Source organism: Streptomyces antarcticus (assembly GCF_026627255.1).
GTDB lineage: Bacteria > Actinomycetota > Actinomycetes > Streptomycetales > Streptomycetaceae > Streptomyces > Streptomyces antarcticus.
Genome location: NZ_JAPNLM010000002.1, coordinates 422,152 through 441,087, shown reverse-complemented (window position 1 = coordinate 441,087; position 18,936 = coordinate 422,152). Strand labels below are relative to the sequence as shown.

The 18,936-nt window shown below is 72.1% G+C and carries 17 protein-coding genes and 1 riboswitch; of the genes, 12 read left to right on the top strand and 5 right to left on the bottom strand.

What is annotated here, in order from left to right; all coding sequences use genetic code 11:
* Window positions 1–52 precede the first annotated feature (52 nt).
* A riboswitch (guanidine-III (ykkC-III) riboswitch) is annotated at window positions 53–120 on the top strand.
* A 29-nt stretch (window positions 121–149) separates the two neighbouring features.
* Entirely contained in the window at window positions 150–470 is a 321-nt protein-coding gene (locus OTB16_RS05715; protein WP_150519451.1) for a DMT family transporter, read from the top strand.
* Window positions 471–525: 55 nt separating this feature from the next.
* Here OTB16_RS05715 and OTB16_RS05710 read toward each other — a convergent pair whose 3' ends face one another.
* Window positions 526–3,021, bottom strand: coding sequence for a transglycosylase domain-containing protein (locus OTB16_RS05710; protein WP_267718742.1), 2,496 nt, complete (start codon window positions 3,019–3,021; stop codon window positions 526–528).
* A gap of 211 nt (window positions 3,022–3,232) precedes the next feature.
* On the opposite strand from OTB16_RS05710, the gene OTB16_RS05705 reads away from it, so the two are divergent.
* From OTB16_RS05705 to OTB16_RS05685, 5 genes are all read left to right on the top strand, one after another.
* Window positions 3,233–4,036: an ABC transporter permease gene (locus OTB16_RS05705; protein ID WP_267718741.1), complete on the top strand. Its 804-nt coding sequence runs from the start codon at window positions 3,233–3,235 to the stop codon at window positions 4,034–4,036.
* A gap of 22 nt (window positions 4,037–4,058) precedes the next feature.
* Entirely contained in the window at window positions 4,059–4,898 is an 840-nt protein-coding gene (locus OTB16_RS05700; RefSeq protein WP_267718819.1) for an ABC transporter permease, read from the top strand.
* Between the two features lie 20 nt (window positions 4,899–4,918).
* The gene (locus OTB16_RS05695) at window positions 4,919–5,893 is read left to right on the top strand and encodes an ABC transporter ATP-binding protein (protein WP_420717626.1); all 975 of its coding nucleotides are present in this window, start codon (window positions 4,919–4,921) and stop codon (window positions 5,891–5,893) included.
* Window positions 5,894–6,013: 120 nt separating this feature from the next.
* Window positions 6,014–6,712 carry a DUF1707 SHOCT-like domain-containing protein gene (locus OTB16_RS05690; protein WP_267718739.1) on the top strand — a complete coding sequence of 233 codons (699 nt, stop codon included), beginning with the start codon at window positions 6,014–6,016 and terminating at the stop codon, window positions 6,710–6,712.
* Window positions 6,713–6,961: 249 nt separating this feature from the next.
* Complete coding sequence (locus OTB16_RS05685) at window positions 6,962–8,437, top strand: DUF445 domain-containing protein (protein ID WP_420717625.1); 1,476 nt, start codon at window positions 6,962–6,964, stop codon at window positions 8,435–8,437.
* A 210-nt stretch (window positions 8,438–8,647) separates the two neighbouring features.
* Here the strand turns inward: OTB16_RS05685 and OTB16_RS05680 are convergent, their stop codons facing one another.
* Window positions 8,648–8,947 carry a hypothetical protein gene (locus OTB16_RS05680; protein WP_267718738.1) on the bottom strand — a complete coding sequence of 100 codons (300 nt, stop codon included), beginning with the start codon at window positions 8,945–8,947 and terminating at the stop codon, window positions 8,648–8,650.
* A gap of 65 nt (window positions 8,948–9,012) precedes the next feature.
* On the bottom strand, window positions 9,013–9,192 hold the full coding sequence (locus OTB16_RS05675) for a hypothetical protein (RefSeq protein WP_267718737.1): 180 nt from the start codon (window positions 9,190–9,192) through the stop codon (window positions 9,013–9,015).
* A 182-nt stretch (window positions 9,193–9,374) separates the two neighbouring features.
* Between OTB16_RS05675 and OTB16_RS05670 the strand changes: the two genes are divergently transcribed.
* Window positions 9,375–9,911 (top strand): GNAT family N-acetyltransferase, encoded by a 537-nt coding sequence (locus OTB16_RS05670; protein WP_267718736.1) that lies wholly within the window; start codon window positions 9,375–9,377, stop codon window positions 9,909–9,911.
* 39 nt (window positions 9,912–9,950) lie between these two features.
* Entirely contained in the window at window positions 9,951–11,393 is a 1,443-nt protein-coding gene (locus OTB16_RS05665) for a hypothetical protein (protein WP_267718735.1), read from the top strand.
* Window positions 11,394–11,412: 19 nt separating this feature from the next.
* Here OTB16_RS05665 and OTB16_RS05660 read toward each other — a convergent pair whose 3' ends face one another.
* Both OTB16_RS05660 and OTB16_RS05655 read right to left on the bottom strand, forming a co-directional pair.
* Entirely contained in the window at window positions 11,413–14,574 is a 3,162-nt protein-coding gene (locus OTB16_RS05660) for a DEAD/DEAH box helicase (protein WP_267718734.1), read from the bottom strand.
* A 135-nt stretch (window positions 14,575–14,709) separates the two neighbouring features.
* A complete protein-coding gene (locus tag OTB16_RS05655) occupies window positions 14,710–15,711 on the bottom strand; it encodes an SEC-C domain-containing protein (protein ID WP_267718733.1) in 1,002 nt (333 codons plus the stop codon).
* Between the two features lie 56 nt (window positions 15,712–15,767).
* Here OTB16_RS05655 and OTB16_RS05650 point away from each other — a divergent pair, with 56 nt between their 5' ends.
* Genes OTB16_RS05650 through OTB16_RS05635 form a run of 4 tightly spaced genes read left to right on the top strand, consistent with a single transcriptional unit; the run spans window position 15,768 to window position 18,860 of the window.
* The gene (locus tag OTB16_RS05650; RefSeq protein ID WP_267718732.1) at window positions 15,768–16,628 is read left to right on the top strand and encodes a class E sortase; all 861 of its coding nucleotides are present in this window, start codon (window positions 15,768–15,770) and stop codon (window positions 16,626–16,628) included.
* Between the two features lie 20 nt (window positions 16,629–16,648).
* On the top strand, window positions 16,649–16,846 hold the full coding sequence (locus OTB16_RS05645) for a DUF3311 domain-containing protein (protein ID WP_267718731.1): 198 nt from the start codon (window positions 16,649–16,651) through the stop codon (window positions 16,844–16,846).
* 38 nt (window positions 16,847–16,884) lie between these two features.
* A complete protein-coding gene (locus OTB16_RS05640; protein WP_267718817.1) occupies window positions 16,885–18,585 on the top strand; it encodes a sodium:solute symporter family protein in 1,701 nt (566 codons plus the stop codon).
* Entirely contained in the window at window positions 18,552–18,860 is a 309-nt protein-coding gene (locus OTB16_RS05635; RefSeq protein ID WP_267718816.1) for a DUF6412 domain-containing protein, read from the top strand. The genes OTB16_RS05640 and OTB16_RS05635 overlap by 34 nt, the downstream gene beginning before the upstream one ends.
* Window positions 18,861–18,936 lie beyond the last annotated feature (76 nt).

The window sequence follows — 18,936 nt, the reverse complement described above, 5'->3', positions numbered from 1 at the left end:
CGGGGGGGGGGGGGGGGGGGGGGGCCCCGGCCCCCCCGCCCCCCCACACCGCCCTTTGCTACGGTGGGGGAGTACCCCGACGAGACGCGCCGTACCGGGTTGAGGACAAGACGACGCACCCCGTTCGCTCTCGTCCCGGAGGTGCCGTCATGGCCTGGATCCTGTTGCTCGTCGCCGGTCTGCTCGAAGTCGGCTGGTCGATCGGAATGAAGTTCACCGAGGGTTTCACCCGGCTGTGGCCCAGTGTGTTCACGGGCGCCGGGATCGTGGCGAGCATGGTGTTGCTGTCCTACGCCGCCAAGACCCTGCCGATCGGTACGGCGTACGGGGTGTGGGTGGGCATCGGGGCCGCCGGTGCGGCCGTGCTCGGCATGGCGGTGCTGGGTGAGCCCGTCACCGCCGCCCGGATCTTCTTCATCTGCCTGCTGCTGGTCGCCGTGGTGGGGCTGAAGGCGACCTCCGGCCACTGACCGGCCACTGACCGGCCCCCGGCCGGCCGGAGCGGGCCCCCGGCCGGCCGATCCGCTACTCCAGGAACGCCGACGGCGGCGGGCGCGGGCCCTCGGTCGTGGCGCCGTCCGTGCCCTGCGTGCCCGCGGTGGCGCCGCCCTGGTCGCCCGCGGTGGTGCCGCCGTCCGTCTGGCCGCCGTTCGTCTGGCCTCCTTGTGTCTGCCCGCCCTGGCCCTGGCCGCCGTCGGTGGTGCCGCCGTCGGTCCGGCCGCCGTCCGTCTGGCCGCCGTCGGTCTGCCCGCCGTTCGTCCGGCCCCCCTGGTCCTGCCCGCCCGTGGCCGGGGTGGGGGGCGTCGGGCGGCTCGGGCGCTGCGGGGGCGTCGGCGTACGGCCGCCCGGGGTGCGCGGCGGGGTGTCGGACTCGGACGGCGGCAGCAGGGGCGGGGGCGGGGGCTGGACCGCGCCCGGTTGCAGGTCGAGTTCGAAGTCGAGCGGGTCGGTGCCCTCCAGCGCCGTCTTCGTGTACGCGGCCCAGATGCGGGCGGGGTACCCGCCGCCGCCGATCCGGGGTTCGCCCAGGGCGCCGTACAGGGACTGGAGGGTGCCGGTGTCGGGGTCCTGGCCCATCATCGACACCACCGTGACCAGGTCCGGGGTGTAGGCGGCGAACCAGGCCGAGCGGTCCAGTTCGCCGGTTCCGGTCTTGCCCGCCGCGGGGTGCCCGGCGGCGAGGGCGGCGGTGCCGGTGCCGTTGTCGACGACGCTGACGAGCATCGAGGTGGTGGTGTCGGCGGCCTCGCGGCTGACGGCCTGGGCGGGGGTGCGGTCGGGGAGCTTGAGGGTGCCGTCGCCCTTGGTGATCTCCTCCAGGAAGGTGTGAGGGGTGTGGCGGCCGTGGTCCGCGAGGGTCGCGTACGCCTGGGTCATGTCCAGGACGCTGGCCTGCATCGTGCCGAGCGCCATGGCCGGTCCGGAGTCGAAGTTCGGGGTGTCCTCGGGGATGCCGAGGGCGACGGCGGTCTCCTTGACCGCGTCGGTGCCGACGTCGACGACCATCTGGGCGAAGACGGTGTTGACGGAGAGGTCGGTGGCGGTGTTGACGGTGATGTTGCCGTACGACACCTGGCCCTCGTTCTCGGGGGCGTAGGGGATGCGGGTGCCGACGACGCGGCGCTTGTTGTCGCCGTTGTAGACCGTCTGGGGGGTGATGCGGCGGCCGTCCTGGGTGCGGGAGCCGTTCTCCACGGCGGCCGCGAAGACGAACGGCTTGAAGGTGGAGGCGACCTGGTAGTCGTGCCGGGTCGCGTTGTTCACGTACTGCTTGGTGTAGTCGATGCCGCCGTACAGGGCGACGACCTTGCCGGTGGCCGGGTCGATGGAGACCCCGCCGGCCCGTACGAGGCGGTCGGCCTTGCGCTTCGCCGGTTCGAGCTTGCCGACCATCTCGACGTCGACGGCTTCGACGAAGGCGTTCTGGCGGCGTCGGTCGATGGTGGTGGTGATGCGGTAGCCGCCCTCGGCGAGGGTCTTGTCGTCGAGGACCTTCCGCTCGACGATGAAGTCCTTGACGGCCTCGACCAGGTAGCCGCGCTGCCCGGACAGCCCGGCGGCGGTGCGGACCTTGCCGGGCTCGGGGAAGCGCGTGGCCGCGCGTTCGGTGGCGGGCATCCAGTCCTTCTTCACCATGCCGTCGAGCACGTAGTTCCAGCGGGCGACGGCACGCGGGCGGTTCTGCGGGTGGGAGACGACGTCGAAGGCGCTGGGTGAGTTGAGGAGGGTGGCGAGGTAGGCGCCCTCGGCGGTGGTGAGCCGGTCGGTGTCCTTGCCGTAGTAGGCCTGGGAGGCGGCCTGGATGCCGTAGGCGTTGCGGCCGAAGTAGCTGGTGTTCAGGTAGCCCTCGAGGATGTAGTCCTTGGACTTCTCGCGGCCGAGTTTGATCGCGATGAAGAACTCCTTGGCCTTGCGTTTGATCGTCTGCTCCTGGCCCAGGTAGTAGTTCTTCACGTACTGCTGGGTGATGGTGGAGCCGGACTGGGTGCCCTTGCCGGTCGCGGTGTTCCAGGCGGCCCGGAGCATCGCCTTGGGATCGACCGCCCGTTCGGAGTAGAAGTCGCGGTCCTCGGCGGCCAGTACGGCTTCCCGGACGGTCCGGGGGATCTGGGAGAGCGGGACGTTGACCCGGTTGACCTCGCCGTCGCGGGCGATCAGGGAGCCGTCGGAGTAGAGGTAGACGTTCGACTGGGCGGTCGCGGCGGCGTTGGCCGGCGGGATGTCGACCAGGAGGTAGCCGGCGACGAGGGCGCCGCCGAGCAGCAGGACGACCAGCAGGACGCCGCCCGCGAGCAGGCGCCAGGTGGGGAGGAGGCGGCGCCGGCCGGTCCGGCTGCGGCGGGCCTTCTTGCCGGGCTTGCGGGGGGCGCCAGGGGCGCCGGGGCCGGTGGGGCCGGTGGGTGTGCCGGCCTGCCGGGGTTGGTGCCCGGGTGGCTCCTGGGGCCGCCGCGCCTGCGGTTTTCCGGGTGGGGTGTCCGGGTCCCGAGGGGTCCAGCCCGGTGGTGGTGACGGGTCGCTCATCTCCAGGACTCCTCGGCGCCGTGCGAAATATCCACTTCTGTACCTCATGGTGTCTACCCGATGGCCACGGGTTCCGCGCCGGACGGGCGTAAAACCGGTCGCGGGGATCGCCCCTCCGCACTAAGCTCGCGCGCTTTGGCCGACGTAGGAACGACGTGGGAAACGGAGGGATACGGTGCGTCAGAGAGCAGGCGGGGGTACCCGGTCGTCGGTGCGTCTCTACCTGGCGGTCGCGGCCGGGGGATTCCGGCGTTACGCCACCTACGGGACGGCGACGGCGGCAGGGGTTTTCACGAACACCGTGTTCGGCTTCATCGTCGCGTACACGTACATCGCGCTGTGGGAGGAGCGCCCCGGGCTCGGGGGCTACGACCAGGCGCAGGCCCTGACCTTCGTGTGGGTCAGCCAGGCGCTGCTGGCCGCGGCGGCGCTCATCGGGGGCGGGTTCCAGGAGGAGATCCAGGAGCGGGTCCGTACCGGGGACATCGCCGTCGACCTGTACCGGCCGGCGGACCTCCAGATGTGGTGGCTGGCGGCCGATCTGGGCCGGGCGGCCTTCCAGCTGGCGGGGCGCGGGGTGCTGCCGCTGGTCGCGGGGGCGCTGGCCTTCCCGCTGGCGCTGCCGGCGGACCCGGCGCGCTGGCTGCTGTTCCTGGTGTCCGTCACGCTCGGGCTGGTGGTGAGCTTCGCGCTGCGCTACCTGCTGGGGCTGGCGGCGTTCTGGCTGATGGACGGGGCGGGGATCAACCTGATGGCCACCGTGGTCACCATCTTCTTCTCCGGGATGCTGCTGCCGCTGACCGTGTTCCCGGGCGGCTTCGGCGAGCTCGTCCGGGTCCTGCCGTGGGCGGCGATGCTCCAGGTCCCGATGGACGTGCTGCTGGGCGAGCACGCGGGGGCGGGGGCGGCGGCCGGGGCGCTGGCGTTCCAGGCCGGGTGGGCGGTGGTCCTGCTCGGGGCGGGCCGGCTGGTGCAGTCGGCGGCGACGCGGAAGGTGGTGGTCCAGGGTGGCTGAGGCGGTGCTGGCACGGAGCCGGATGGAGCGGGAGCTGGAGCTGCCCCGGCGCAACCGGGCCGTGGAGGGGGTGCGCGGCTACGGGCTGATCGTGGCGATGTGGATCCGGTCGACGATGACGTACCGGACGTCCTTCTTCCTGTCGACCTTCGGGAACGCGGCGATCACGCTGCTCGACTTCGTCGCGATCTCCATCATGTTCACGCACGTGGACGTCCTGGGCGGGTTCACGCTGCCCGAGGTGGCCCTGCTGTACGGCTCCTGCTCGGCCTCCCTGGGCCTGGCGGACCTGCTCCTGGGCAACACCGACCGCATCGGCTCCCGCATCCGCGACGGCTCGCTCGACACCATGCTGGTGCGTCCGGTCCCGGTGCTCGCGCAGGTCGCGGCGGACCGTTTCGCGCTGCGCCGGCTGGGCCGGATCGCCCAGGGGCTGGGGCTGCTGCTGTGGGCGGTGTCCGCGCTGGACCTGGAGTGGACCCTAGGCAAGGTGCTGCTGGTGCCGGTGATGATCACGGCGGGGGCGGCGATCTTCGGCGCGGTGATGGTGGCGGGGGCGGCGTTCCAGTTCCTGGCCGGGGACGCGGCGGAGGTGCAGAACTCCTTCACGTACGGGGGCTGCACAATGCTCCAGTACCCGCCGACGGTGTTCGGCAAGGACCTGCTGCGCGGGGTGACCTTCATCGTCCCGCTGGCCTTCGTCAACTGGCTGCCCGCGCTGTACCTGCTGGGGCGGCCTGATCCGCTGGGGCTGCCGCAGTGGGCCGCGTTCGTGAGCCCGCTGGTGGCGTTCGCCGTGTTCCTGCCCGCGTCGCTGGCGTGGCGTGCGGGCGTCCGTTCGTACCGAAGCACGGGAAGCTAGGGGTGGTGGCCGTGGTGGCCGTGGCTGTGGCGGATGCGCTGATCTCGCTGGACGGGGTCGAGAAGGTGTTCGACGTACGGCGCAGGGTGGGTCTGGTGCGCCGGGAGAAACGTCAGGTCAGGGCCGTGGACGGGCTCAGCTTCGAGGTGGCCCGGGGCGAGATGGTCGGCTACATCGGGCCCAACGGCGCCGGGAAGTCGACCACGATCAAGATGCTGACCGGCATCCTGACCCCGAGCGGCGGCCGGCTGCGGGTCGCGGGCATCGACCCGGCGCGGGAGCGGATGCGGCTCGCGCACCGGATCGGGGTGGTCTTCGGGCAGCGGACCACGCTGTGGTGGGACCTGCCGCTGAAGGACTCGTACGGGCTGATGCGGCGGATGTACCGGATCCCGGCGGCGCGGTTCAAGGAGAACATGGAGCGCTGCGTGGACCGGCTGGACCTGGCCGAGCTGCTCGACGTGCCGGTGCGTCAGCTCTCGCTGGGGCAGCGGATGCGCGGGGACATCGCGGCGGCGCTGCTGCACGATCCGGACGTGCTGTACCTGGACGAGCCGACGATCGGGCTCGACGTGGTGAGCAAGGCGAAGGTGCGCGGCTTCCTGCGGCAGCTGAACGAGGAGCTCGGCACGACGGTGCTGCTGACCACGCACGACCTCCAGGACATCGAGCAGCTGTGCGAGCGGGTGATGGTCATCGACCATGGCCGGCTGATGTACGACGGGCCGCTGCAGGGGCTGCACTCGGCGGGGTCGGTCGGGGAGAGCGAGCGGACGCTGGTGGTGGACCTGGAGCGGGAGCTCGCGCCGATCAGCGTGCCGGGCGCGCGGGTGGTGAAGGTGGACGGGCCGCGGCAGTGGCTGGCGTTCCCGGCGGGGGCGTCGGCGGCGCCGCTGGTGGCGGCGGTGGCGGCGGAATACCCGCTGGTGGACCTGTCGGTGCGGGAGCCGGACATCGAGGACGTGATCGCGCGGATGTACGCGGGCCGGGGATGAACCCTCCGCGGGTCGGGGACGAAACCCTCCGCGGGTCGGGGATAAATCAGGGTCGAGACCGGGGTGCAGGGGGGCGGCGGGCCATACAACTCCCGTGGATCAGTGCATAGGCTGGGCCACATGAGTGACGAGCGGCCGGAGAAGCCGTTGCCGGAGCTGAGGGCGTCCGATGCCGACCGGGACCGGGTGGTCGAGCGGCTGCGCGACGCCGTGGCCGAGGGCCGGCTCGACATGGAGGAGTTCGAGGAGCGCCTGGAGGCGGCCTACACGTCCCGTACGTACGCGGAACTGGAACCGCTGACCCGCGACCTGCCGGCGGTGCCGGGCGTCCCGGGGGGTGTCGCCCCGGCGGCTTCCCCGGCGCCGGTGCCGCTCGCGGGCGGGGGCGGGGTGCGGCCGTGGGCCGAGCGGGTGGGCAGGGAGACGGCGAGGTCCTCCGGGGCGGTCGCGGTCATGTCGGGCTTCCAGCGCAAGGGCCGGTGGACGGTGCCCGCGCGCTTCGACGCGGTGGCGTTCTGGGGAGGCGGGGAGCTCGACCTGCGCGAGGCGGACTTCGCCCAGCGCGAGGTCGTGATCAACTGCGTCGTGGTCATGGGAGGCGTCCAGATCACGGTGCCGCCCGGCGTGGAGGTCGACGTCCGGGGCATCGGCGTGATGGGCGCCTTCGACCAGCGCGACACCCCGGGGCCGGCCCAGCCGGGCGCTCCGCGGGTGGTGGTGACCGGCCTCGCGTTCTGGGGCGGAGTGGAGATCAAGGTCAAGGCACCCAAGCCGCCCAAGGGCTTCGACGGTCCGAAGTCGCTGCGCAAGAAGCACTGAGCGGGAGCGGGCCCGGTGGGGCCCGGTGGGGCTCGCGGCTGAGCGGTCCGGGTACGGGTGCGGGTGCGGGGCCGGGCCGGGCACGGATACGGGTCCCGGTACGGGGTACGCGTCCGGGTCCGGGTCGCGGTACGGGTCCGGGTCCGGGTCTGCTCCGGGGCCGGGCCGGGTGCGGGGGGTGCGGTGGCGCGCCGGTGGGAGTGACACGGCGTGCCGGGAACTCCTCGCGCCTCCCGGGAGTCGGATGCTATGCAGACAAACCGGCGTCCCCGGGGAAAGCAGGAGCACGTGGACAACCGCACCACCGCCGGAGGCAGTGCCCCGCCGCCGATCGACCCGCCACCGGGCGGACCCTCGGCGATCGACCCGACGCCGGGCGGGGCTTCGCCGGGTGAGCCGCCGTCGGGCAGGCCATCGGCGACCGGGCGGGCGGCGCGGCCCTCGGCGCCCGCCCGCGGGGCCTTCGTGTTCAGCGCGGCCGACGAGGAGCGCCGCCACGGCGTCCGCCGGATGAAGACCACCGCGACGGGGCTGCTGGTCCTGGTCGCCCTGGTCTACGTACTGGCCAAGTACGCGCAGAACGCCTGGGGCGCGGGCGGCTGGGCCGGGTACGTCGCCGCCGCGGCCGAAGCTGGCATGGTCGGCGCGCTCGCGGACTGGTTCGCGGTCACGGCCCTCTTCCGGAGGCCGCTGGGCCTGCCCATCCCGCACACCGCGATCATCCCGACCAAGAAGGACCAGCTGGGGGTGTCCCTCGGCGAGTTCGTCGGCGAGAACTTCCTCTCCTCCGACGTGGTCACCGCCCGGCTGCACGCCCTCGGCATCGGCGGCCGCCTCGGCGCCTGGCTGGCCGAGCCGGAGCACGCCGACCGGGTCACGGCGGAACTGGCGACCGCGCTGCGCGGGGCCCTGACCGTACTGCGCGACTCCGACGTACAGGCGGTCGTGGGCGAGGCCATCACCCGGCGGGCCGAGACGGCGGAGATCGCCCCGGGCATCGGCAAGACGCTGGAGCGGGTCGTCGCGGACGGGGGGCACCACCGGGCCGTCGACCTCGTGTGCGCGCGGGCCCACGACTGGCTGGTCACACACGGGGAAGCGGTGATGGACGCGGTCCAGGGCGGGGCGCCGGGCTGGACCCCGCGCTTCGTGGACCGCAAGATCGGCGACCGGGTGTACAAGGAGCTGCTCCGCTTCGTCACGGAGATGCGCGACATGCCGGAGCACCCGGCGCGCGGGGCGGTGGACCGGTTCCTGACGGACTTCGCGTCCGACCTCCAGTCGGACACCGAGACCAGGGCGCGCATAGAGCGCCTCAAGTCCGAGCTGCTGGCGCGCGACGAGGTGCAGGACGTGATCGCCTCGGTCTGGACCGCGGTCCGGTCGATGATGATCTCGGCGGCGGAGGACGAGCAGAGCGCGCTGCGCCTGCGGGTCCGGTCCTCGCTGATGACGCTGGGGGCCAGGCTGGCCACGGACGGCCGGCTCCAGGACAAGGTGGAGGGCTGGATCGAGGGGGCGGTGGTGTACGTCGTCACGACCTACCGCGCCGAGATCACCTCGCTGATCACGGACACGGTGGCGGGCTGGGACGCCGAGCACACGTCGCGCAAGATCGAGGCGCACATCGGCCGGGACCTGCAGTTCATCCGGATCAACGGAACGGTGGTCGGCGCCCTGGCGGGCCTGCTGATCTACTCGGTTTCGCAGGCGTTCGGCGCGTAGCGCGGGGAGGGGCGGGGCGGGGCCGGCCGGCGGGGTATGGCCGGCTCCGCCCCCGCCCCCGCCCCCGGCGCCTGACTCGGGCTCGGAACCTGCCCCTGCCCCTGACCCTGCCCCGTAGGCGGAAGCGAACGCTCGGCCGGCCGAGATCCGATCCGAAAGGACCGGGCGCGCTGACCGCGCTCGGCGACGGCTACGCGCGGTCGGCGAAGGCTATGCGCGGTCGGCGACGGCCCAGGTGGTGGCGGCGACGACACCCGCCGCCCCGAGCACGGCCGGCCAGGCACCGACCTTCTTGGCCAGCGGGTGCGCGCCGGCGAACCCGGCGAGGTAGAGGGCCCCGAGCCCGGCGGCCGCGGGCACACCGCCCCGCCGGTGCCACTCCCGCCCGGCCGCGAGCCCGGCGGCGCCGAGTACGACACCGCCCAGGGGCCGCTTCTTGGTCCACCGGGCGACGGCGTACCCGCCCACCAGACCGGCCGCCGCCACGGCGGAACTCGGCACCCGAGCCATGTCCAACTCCTTCGGTCGTCTTGTCCTATGAGCTTCACTGTGAGAGTACGAGGGTGAGGACGAGGCTAACGCGAGCGCCCGGCCACCCGACGGGCACCCAGCACCCACACCAGCACGATCACGGCACCGCCGATCACCGAGTCCGGCACGGCGTCGCGTACGGCGCTCGGCAGCAACGCCAGTACACCCAGGGCGAGAAGGAAGGCGAGCGCGCACCGGCCGGCCGTCCGAAGCATTCTGTCCACGGCTGCTCAACGCAGTCGCCGGGTGTCCCGACACGGAAGGCGTGATGGTGATTTGTCGCATACTCGCCGGATCCGTGCGGTGTGCGCGACGGGAACGCGGAGCCCATAAATTCACTCTCCCAACCCAAAATGGGAAAATCCCCACCCACCCCTCGGAACCCGACCTCAGGAGCCAGAACAACGTGATCTGCTACGGACAGGCCGTCCTCGACCTCGCGGACGAACTGGTCGACGTCTATGCCGACGTCTTCTCAGGCCCGCCGTGGAACGAGGATGAAGAAACCATTCGCCAGTTCGCGACCCGTCTCCCCGCCGACGCCCGGCGCCGTGGATTCCGTACCGCGTTCGCCCAGTCCGCGACCGGCATCGACGGCTTCGCCACGGGCTGGATCACACCGGCGGCCTTCCCCAAGATCCGCGGCTACGCCCAGGTGACCGCCCAACTCGGCGCGGCCCGGGTGAAGGAGCTCCTGACCGGCGCACTGGAGATAGACGAACTCGCCGTACGCCCCTACGCGCGCGGTCACGGCACCGGCCGGGCCCTGCTCACCGAGATCACCGCCGACGCCCCGGACCGGCGGGCCTGGCTGCTGACGTCCCGCCTCGCCCGGGACACGGTGGCCACCTACCGCCGCCTGGGCTGGCACGAGGTCCCGGCCCGGCCGGGCACCGAGACGGGGGTCGTGGTCTTCCTGTCCCCGGAGCACCCGGGCCGCTGACGACGGTACGCCGCCCCCGCGCCGGGGCATACCGGCCGCATGATCACCACGCGGCAACCCCACCCCCGCCCCCACGCCCGCCCGAACCGTCGTCCCGTCCGCCCCGGACCGGCTCACCAGCTCCGGCAGACCGGGCAGCCCGACCCCGCGCAGGGGCCCGACCCCGACGAGCGGCGCGAGCCCGCCCGCGGGCCCGACCCCGCCTCCAGGCCCGGCCCCGACCCGCAGCGCGAGCCCGCGCACGGGCCCGGCCCCGACCCGCAGCGCGAGCCCGCGCACGGGCCCGGCCCCGGCCCGCAGCGTGGGCCCAGCCGCGGGCCCGACTTCGCGCAGGGGCCCGACCCCGACGAGCGGCGCGAGCCCGCCCGCGGGACCGACCCCGCCTCCAGGCCCGGCCCCGGCCCGCAGCGTGAGCCCGCCCGCGGGCCCAACCCCGACCCGCAGCGCGGGCCCGGCCCCAACCCGCAGCGCAAGCCGCAGGGGCACCACCCCCCGCGGGCCGCGCGCCGGCAGCTGAACCTGGCCACGCGTCACCAGCTCACCGCCGCCGGCATTCCCTCCGGCACGATCACCTCCCGCTCCCGGCCCGGCGGCCCCTGGCAGCGCCTCCTGCCCCGGGTCTACCTCCTCCAGACCGGCCCCCCGGACCAGCGCCAACGCGCCCTCTCCGCCGTCCTGTACGCCGCCGAGCCCGCTGCGGACCCCCTCTCCGGCGACACGGCCGCCCTCACCGGCGCCACCGTCCTCACGCTGCTCGGCATCCGCGAAGCCCCGTACGCCCCCGGCAGCCCCGTCGACGTACTGATCCGCTCCCCGCGCCGACTCGCCGCCACCGGGCACGTACGCCCGCTGCCGACCTCCCGCTGGCCGCGCACCATCACGGTGTCCGGCGTCCCCAGCACCCGCCCCGTACGCGCGGCCGCCGACTTCGCCGCCCGTACGGACGACCCCGACCGGGTCCGGGCGGTTCTCGCGGGGGTCGTCCAGGCCGGCTGGTGCCACCCGCGCGACCTGCACGCCGAGCTCCGCGCCTCCCGCCTCCTCACCCGGCCCGCGGTCGCCGCCGCGGCGGCGGAACTGCTGGCCGGGGTCCGCTCGATCGCCGAGGCCCGGGCCCGCGACACCCTCACGGCGACGAACCTCCCGACCCCCTTGTGGAACGCCCGCCTCTACACCCCAGACGGCACCTTCCTGGCCAGCCCGGACGCGTACTGGCCCGACGAGGGCGTGGCCCTGGAGATCGACTCGGCGGAGTACCACTACACCCGCGACGCCTGGCACGCCACGCTCCGCCGCCGCCTGCGCCTGGAGTCCCACGGTGTCCTGGTGGTCAGCGCCACCCCGTCGATGATCCGCGACACCCCGACGGAGGTCCTGGCAGCCCTCCGCACCCTCCTCACCCTCGCGGCCACCCGCCCCACCCCACCCACGACAACGGCCCGCGGCCACCAACAACTCCACTTCTTCCCGGGAGCGGGGTGAGGGCGTGCAGAGGTGCTCATCAGCCGGTGATGGCCGAGTAGGAGCGGACGTCAGCGGGGATCTCGTGGTGCAGCTTCCACTCGATCCCCATCGGCTTGCTGCCCTCATGTTCGACGAACTCGGCCGGTCCGAGCAGCATCCAGGCCTGAGGACCACCGATGTCCGTCTTCTTGAAGCGTCGGACGAAGAGCAGGACGTGTGAGCCCTTCTCTGCGTGCGTCCGGTACCGCACCCCGGTGGGGGAGGTTTCGGAGGTGGAGTTCTGCGACTCCCAATGGAACTGGAACTCACCCGACGCGTAGTCCTTGTACAGGGTCTGGGGGGAGAAGTCCTTGGCGTCCTTCTCCAGCGTGATGAAGAGGGCGTCCGTCCGGATTTCCTCGCACCACCTCACCCCTTCGCGGAAGTGCCCCGGCAAGGAGCCGCCGAGCTCGCCCTGACCCAGGGCGGGGAGGATTTCCTCCCGACTGTACGAGGCGTGCACGGTCAACGGCAGGGCCGCATGGTCGCCGGTCAGGGGGACGGGAACGTGCTCGGCCCGGTCCAAGTCGTGGGCGAGTACCTGACGGAGCTCATCGCGGAAGGCGTGTTGTGAGCGGAGTGAGTCGAAGCCGTCCTGATAGCGCGAGAAGCCTGCTCCGAGCGGCCAGAGGGAGAAGAAGAACATCCGGGCATAGGCCTGGTCCTGCTCGTCGAGATCGGCGTATGCCGGAGCACCGTCCGTGATCAGTGCGGCATACGACCGGACACGTTCCGGGTCATCCACATGCAGGAAGGCTGACACGCGCTTGAGGAGCGCGTCCTCGCCTTCCGGGACGGGGGTGGTGAGCAGCTTTGCCCGCCGCAGCAGGCCCGTCCAGGAGTTCCCGTTTCCCCGGTACAGCTCGCTGATCCTTCGGCCGCTCTCCTTGAGGTACACGGCGAGGTCCGTCGTGGCGTGGGCCATGACTTCCCGGGTGAGTTGCGTGACGTTGACGTTGATCTGGTTCCGGATGTTCTCGATGATCAAGTCCTTGGCCTTGGGCTCAAGGATGATCTGGCAGCCGGGCGGCGGCTTCGGGAAGTCGTTCTCGACGCTGGTGAGGAGGCGGTTGCGGCTCAGGTTGGTCAGGGCGCGGAACTGCTCCTCGAAGCGGAACTCCTTGCGGTGCTGCCCGATGAAGTCAAGGACGGTCAGAACGGACTTGTTCTCGCTCCGCCGTAGCCCACGGCCCAGTTGCTGCAGGAAGACGGTGGCACTGGAGGTGGGACGCAGGAGCAGCAGGGTGTCCACGTCGGGCACGTCGAGGCCTTCGTTGAAGAGGTCGACGGAAAATATGACGTTGAGCTTGCCGGCCTTCAGCGCGTCCAGTGCTGCCTTCCGCTCGTCGCGCGGTGTCTCTCCGGACAGGGCCAGTGCGTGGAAGCCTGCGCGATTGAAGAAGTCGGCCATGAAGCGCGCGTGTGCCACGGACACGCAGAATCCCAGTGCACGCATCGTCTCCGGTGCGCTGTGCTTGTCCTGGAGCGCGCGGATGACGAGCCGGGCTCGCGCCTCGTTGCCGGTGAAGAGGGCGCTGAGGGCCTGGGTGTCGTACGCTCCGCGTTTCCATGCGAGGGCGCTCATGTCAGTGTTGTCGGTGATGCCGAAGTAGTGGAACGGGCACAGGAGGTCTGCCTCCAACGCTTCCCACAGGCGCATCTCGGCTGCGATGCGCCCTTCGAAGAACTCATCCTGGATGTTCAGGCCGTCCATGCGCTCGGGGGTGGCGGTCAGCCCGAGCAGTTCCCTCGGTGTGAAGTGGTTGAGGACCCTGCGGTAGGTGGGCGACGTGCCGTGATGAAACTCGTCGAAGACGACGACGTCGAAATGGTTCGCGGCGAGCGTGTCCAGGGTCTTTGCCGTCAGGGATTGGACGCTGGCGAAGACGTGGTCCCATGCCTTCGGTACCTCGCCGTCACAGAGCAGTTCGCCGAAGTTGGCGTTGACCAGTACGTCCTGGTAGGTGCGCAAGGACTGCTCGAGGATTTCCTTGCGGTGGGCTATGAACAGCAGGCGCAACGGTCGCCCCAGGCTCTGCTGGAGTTGTTTGAAGTCGAGCGCTGCCATTACCGTTTTTCCGGTGCCGGTCGCCGCAACCAGCAGGTTCGCGTGACGGTCGTGCACCGTACGCTCGACTCCGAGCCGCTCCAGCATGTCGCGCTGATGGGGGAAGGGGCGTACTTCCAGGCCCGAGAGGCTGATGATGCGCGCGGCGTCCCTGTCCTTGCTGGAGCCGCCGGCGATCCGGAGCGCTTCGTCCAGGCGGGCGGCATCGACGTCGGGGTCGTAGGGCTCGAAGGCCCGTTCGTTCCAGTAGGAGTCGAAGGTGGCTTCGAACTTTCGCAATACGTCGGGGGTTGCGACGCCGGACAGCCGCACGTTCCACTCCAGGCCGTCGAGGAGCGCTGCCTTCGACAGGTTGGAACTGCCGACGTAGGCGGTGTCGAATTGAGAGTCGCGGCGGAACAGCCAAGCTTTGGCATGGAGCCGGGTGGAGCGGAGCTCGTAGTTCACCTTCACCTGCGCACCGAATTCGCGGACGAGTCGGTCCAGTGCCCTGCGTTCCGTGGCGCCGATGTAAGTCGTGGTGATGACACGAATGGGCACGTCTCGTGCCGCAGCAGCCTTGAGCGACTGCTCCAGGACGCGCAAGCCCGTCCATTTCACGAAGGCGCACAGCAGATCGATGCGGTCGGCCGTTGCCAGCTCGGCTCGGAGCTCCGAGCCGAGGCTCGGATCATCAGGGGAGTTGGTGATGAGAGCCGTCTCCGACAGCGGAGTGGACGGGCGGACCGTGTAGGTCTCGGAGGCTGCGCGGCCGGAGACGGCGAGCAGTTGACGAGGACCGTCGACAAGGGGACCCGCCCAATCCTGGGCGCCGGAGCTTGTCTCTCCGTCGAGGGTGGCCAGGGAGTGCAGGATCTCGTTCGCCGCATCGACCTGCTCGGTCGGTGGCAGCTTCTTCAGGGCTTCGCCGACTACACGGGAGATGTGCCGGGTCAGGACGTGCCGGGAAGACTCCCCGCGGACCTGGTCGGCTATGACCACGCTTCCTGAGGCGATCAGCTCCTTGAGCTTTTCCTCAAGCCTGCTGGTGATCAGAGTCTCGTGGAGTCCGGTGACGGGCTTCGCAGCAATGGAGCGGGAACCAGGTGTCACGGATTCTCCTCAGGGCTTGATCGTTACTGCCTCTTTTATCAAAGGCCCCTGACAATGACTGCCGTGATGTGGCGGACTCGTGCCCTCAAATGTGCCTGCAAGGTTGAGAATGGGCCATTCATCAGCTGGTTCCGGTCAGTCCGTGGTGCCGTGGCATTCCGCGTACGGCTTGCCTGAGGTGCACCAGCATGCGGCCGTCGGGCTCGGGGGCCACGGGGTGGCCTTGCCTCGGGCCGCCAGGGTGGTGGCGTACTCCGCCAGGAGGGACGGGGAGGCCGGGGAGGTCTTCTCCGACGCCGCGAAGGCCTCGTAGGACGGGACGCTCGCCGTGACGATGCCGAGGTTCGTGGTGCCCGAGGCGGCCAGGGCGCGCAGGGACGCCTCGATGCGGGCGAGGTGGGTGCCGTGGGAGGGGTACTCCGCGGAGAGAGTGGGGTAGCCCGTCAGGAGCTCGGCCAGTTCGCGCTGGGGCCAGTGCAGGATCGCCACCGGGAACGGGCGGGAGAGGGCCGCGCGGCGGTCGCCCAGTTCCGCGCGGAGGCGGGCGATCTCCGCGCGCAGTTCCGCCGGGTCGTCGGAGCCGAGGGCCCAGATGCGCTTCGGGTCGTGGAGTTCGTCGAGCGGGATCGGGCCGATGTGGCGGGTGTCGGCGACCATGTCCCAGTCGTCGTGCGGCCGGCCCAGGAGGCGGCGTACGCGGTGGCGGCCGGTCAGCAGGGCCGTGGTGGCCTGGGTGAGCGGCGCGTCCTGCGTGATGAGGAGCGTGGCGGCCTCGGTGAAGCAGTCGTGCGAGGCCTCCAGCTCGTCGTGGGTCTCGAGGGCCTCCGCGATGACCTCCCAGGGAGCCGGATCCGCGGGGGCGGCCGCGCGGATGCCGGAGATCAGGGCGCGGGCCTCCGCCTCGTGGCCGTACTCCCAGAGGTTGGCCGCCTGGAGGGCCTTGATCAGGAGCGGGTCGGCGGGGGAGGACGTCAGGAGCAGGTCGTACAGGGCGCTCGCCCGATCGCGCGCGTCGCCCAGTTCCAGGTGGGCGGCGGCCTGGAGGAGCAACGGCTCCTGGTCCTCGGGGTAGCGGGTCGCCGTGCGGATGAGGCGCTCGGCTTCGGCGATGTGCTCGGCAGGCGTGTCGGGGCGCATGGTTCACACCGTACTGCCGCTGGTCAGTTGGCGGGGGAGGTCTTATGGTGCCGCCCGTGAGAGATCACATACCGGTGGTGGTGCAGGGTCGCGTACGAGGGGCGCCGCGGGTCGCGTTCGCGCGGGTGCTGTGGGCGTGCGCCGAAGTGGTCACCACCGTGGGCGTGGTGGTGGCGTTGCTGGTGGTGCACCAGGTGTGGTGGACCAACCGGCAGGCCGTCGCCGCCGCGCAGGACCGCGTACGGGCCCTGGAGCGCGAGTGGGGCGCCGGCCCCGCCGTCCCCGCCGAACCCGCCGAAGCGGATGAAACCGGCCCAACGGGTGGGGAGTCGGCCTCCCCCGCCGTGCCGGACGCCGTGCCGGACACCGGGCCGTCCGCCGTGCCGGACGCCGTGCCCTCCGCCCCCGCGTCCAGGGCCCCGGCCCCCAAGGCTCCCGCCCCCGCCCCCGCCCCCGCCCCCGGAGCATCGGCGGGCGCCGGCCAGGCGTACGCCGTCCTGCGCGTGCCGCGCCTCGGCCTCTCCGTCCCCGTCGCCCGGGGCGTCGACAAGCGCACCGTCCTCGACAAGGGGTACGCCGGCCAGTACCCCGGTACCGCGTTGCCCGGGGCGCGCGGGAACTTCGCGCTCGCGGGGCACCGCAACACCCACGGGGAGCCGTTCCGCTACCTGAACCGGCTGCGGGCGGGGGACGAACTGCTGGTCGACGTCCGGGGGCGCAGGTACACGTACGTGGTCGGCAAGGTCCTCGGCGAGACCACCGAGCGGGACACCGGGGTGATCGCGCCGGTGCCGCGCAGCGTGGTCAAGCCGGAGTACGGGTACAGCGAGCCGGGCGCCTACATCACCCTCACCACCTGCACGCCCGAATACACCTCCAAGTACCGGCTGGTGGTGTGGGGAACGCTGCGGCCATAGCGGGCCCCTAGGGTGTTGCGATGCCTCCGAATCGGATGAAGCGTCCGCATCTGGCCTGGCTGGCCGTTCCCTTCGTGCTGTTCGTGGGCGCGCTGCCGCTCGTGAACCGGGTGGAGCCGCGGATCGGCGGGGTGCCGTTCCTGCTCGTCTGGTGCGCCGGGGCCACGCTGGTGACGCCGCTCGCCGTGTGGCTGGCCTGGCGGGGGGACCACCGGTGAGCGCGTCGGCCGTGGCGACCGGCGTCTTCGCCGTCTCCATGGTGGCGACCGTCGCGCTCGGGCTGCTCGCGGTGCGCGGGCGCGGCGGGGGCGGGGGCGGGGGCGGGCTCGCCGAGTGGTCGGTGGGCGGGCGCTCGCTGGGGACCGTGTTCATCTGGGTGCTGATGGCCGGCGAGGGCTACACCAGCTTCAGCTACCTCGGGGCGGCCGGCTGGGGCTACTCGTACGGGGCGCCGGTCATGTACGTGGTCGCGTACATGACCTGCGGGTACGCCCTCGGGTACGTCGTCGGCCCGCTGCTCTGGGACTACGCGCGGCGCCACGGCCTCGTCGGGATCACCGACATGGTGGCCCACCGGTACGGGCGCCCCTGGCTGGGAGCCGCGGTCGCCGTCCTCGCGACCGTGTTCCTGCTGCCGTACATCCAGCTCCAGATCACCGGCATGGGCGTCGTCGTCACGACGGTCACCTACGGGGCCGTCCCGCCGGGGTGGGCGTACTTCGTGGCCTTCGCCGTCACCACCGGCTTCGTCGTCGTCAGCGGGCTGCGCGGCAGCGCGTGGGTGTCGGTGCTCAAGGACGTGCTGGTCATCGGCACGCTGGGGTTCCTGGCGGTGTACGTGCCCCTGCACTACTTCGGCGGTTACGGGGAGCTCTTCGACCGGCTCGTGGCGGAGCGGCCGCAGTGGCTGACCCTCCCCGGGCACGGGGCCGGCCCGGGTGGGCGCGGGGAGCTGGGGACTGCGTGGTTCGCGTCCACGACCGTGCTGAACGCGCTCACCGTCGTCATCTTCCCGACCACCGTGGCGGGGTACCTGGGCGCGCGCGACGCCGACGCGCTGCGCCGCAACGCGATGCTGCTGCCCGCCTACAACGTGCTGCTCTTCGTGCCGATGCTGCTCGGGATGGCGGCGCTGTTCGTGGTGCCGGGGCTGGCCGGGGCGGACACCAACCTCGCGCTGTTCGCGCTGGTGGTGGACTCGCTGCCGGCCTGGGCGGTGGGTCTGGTCGGGGTGGCGGCCGCGCTGTCGTCGATCGTGCCCATGGCGGTGTTCATGCTGGTCATCGGCACGATGTGGGGGCGGAGCGTGCTGCCGCTGGTGCCGGGGTGGGGCGCGGGGGAGCGGCAGAAACGGGCGTCGCAGACGGTGGTCGTGATCGCCGGGGCGGTGGCGCTGGTGATGACGTACGTCGCCCCGAACACGCTGGTGCGGCTCTCCCTCGTGTCGTACGAGGGGATGGCACAGCTGGTCCCGATGCTGCTGCTGGGGCTGGTGTGGCGGGGGCTGACGACGGCCGGGGCGGTGAGCGGGCTGGCCGCGGGCGTCGGGCTGGTCTGCGCGCTGGTCTTCACGGGGAACGACCCGGTGTGGGGGGTGAACGCGGGGATGGCCGCCCTCGCCGTGAACCTGGCGGTCGCGCTGGCGGTGTCCCGGCTCGGCCCGCGGGAGGCCGCGGACGAGCGGCCGGACGAGGAGGTGCTGGCCCGGGATCCGCTGCCGGGGCCGGATCCGGATCCGGATCCGTACCGGTTGTCGGTGGGCCCGGTTAGTATCGGAGATAAGTGGCCGGTGTCGTACGAGAGTTCGTGCGAGAGTTCGTACGCGAGGTCATGTGCGAACTCGTGCGCGGGAGAGGGAAGGGGGCGGTCAGTGTGGCTCGGCAACGAAGCGGCGGCCGTCGCCCGTCGTCCCTCCTCGGAAACCTGGTCCGGACGGCGGGGGTGTCGGCGCTGCTGACGCTCTCCTTGGTCCTCCTCGGCGGTGTCCTCGGGCTGTTCGCCGGGGAGAGCGGGCTCGGCGTCGTGGTGCTGGCCCTCGCGGCCACCGTCGCGGTGGGCTCCGAGGCCCTGGCCGCCGCCGCACGGCTCGTGCGGCCGGTGCCGCCGCACCGCATACGCACCGCGCTCCGCGACCGGGAGCAGCGCACGGCGTTCCTGCCGCAGCGCGACCCCGACGCCTCGGGCCGCTCCCGGCCCAGGGCGCCCGGCCGTTGCGTCCCGACGGCCGCGTAGGGGCGCGGATCGCTGATCGCCATCCCCGATGGTGCCCCTCGTGGGTCGTCACGCCGAAACGCATCCCCCGCATTCC

Bases quoted from the DNA above. Each gene is read 5' to 3' on its own strand.
- OTB16_RS05700 (WP_267718819.1), top strand. From the start codon at position 4,059: ATGGAGCGGGAGCTGGAGCTGCCCCGGCGCAACCGGGCCGTGGAGGGG.
- OTB16_RS05640 (WP_267718817.1), top strand. From the start codon at position 16,885: ATGGTGGCGACCGTCGCGCTCGGGCTGCTCGCGGTGCGCGGGCGCGGC.
- OTB16_RS05710 (WP_267718742.1), bottom strand. From the start codon at position 3,021: ATGAGCGACCCGTCACCACCACCGGGCTGGACCCCTCGGGACCCGGAC.
- OTB16_RS05645 (WP_267718731.1), top strand. From the start codon at position 16,649: ATGCCTCCGAATCGGATGAAGCGTCCGCATCTGGCCTGGCTGGCCGTT.
- OTB16_RS05690 (WP_267718739.1), top strand. From the start codon at position 6,014: ATGAGTGACGAGCGGCCGGAGAAGCCGTTGCCGGAGCTGAGGGCGTCC.
- OTB16_RS05665 (WP_267718735.1), top strand. From the start codon at position 9,951: ATGATCACCACGCGGCAACCCCACCCCCGCCCCCACGCCCGCCCGAAC.
- OTB16_RS05655 (WP_267718733.1), bottom strand. From the start codon at position 15,711: ATGCGCCCCGACACGCCTGCCGAGCACATCGCCGAAGCCGAGCGCCTC.
- OTB16_RS05685 (WP_420717625.1), top strand. From the start codon at position 6,962: ATGCAGACAAACCGGCGTCCCCGGGGAAAGCAGGAGCACGTGGACAAC.
- OTB16_RS05715 (WP_150519451.1), top strand. From the start codon at position 150: ATGGCCTGGATCCTGTTGCTCGTCGCCGGTCTGCTCGAAGTCGGCTGG.
- OTB16_RS05680 (WP_267718738.1), bottom strand. From the start codon at position 8,947: ATGGCTCGGGTGCCGAGTTCCGCCGTGGCGGCGGCCGGTCTGGTGGGC.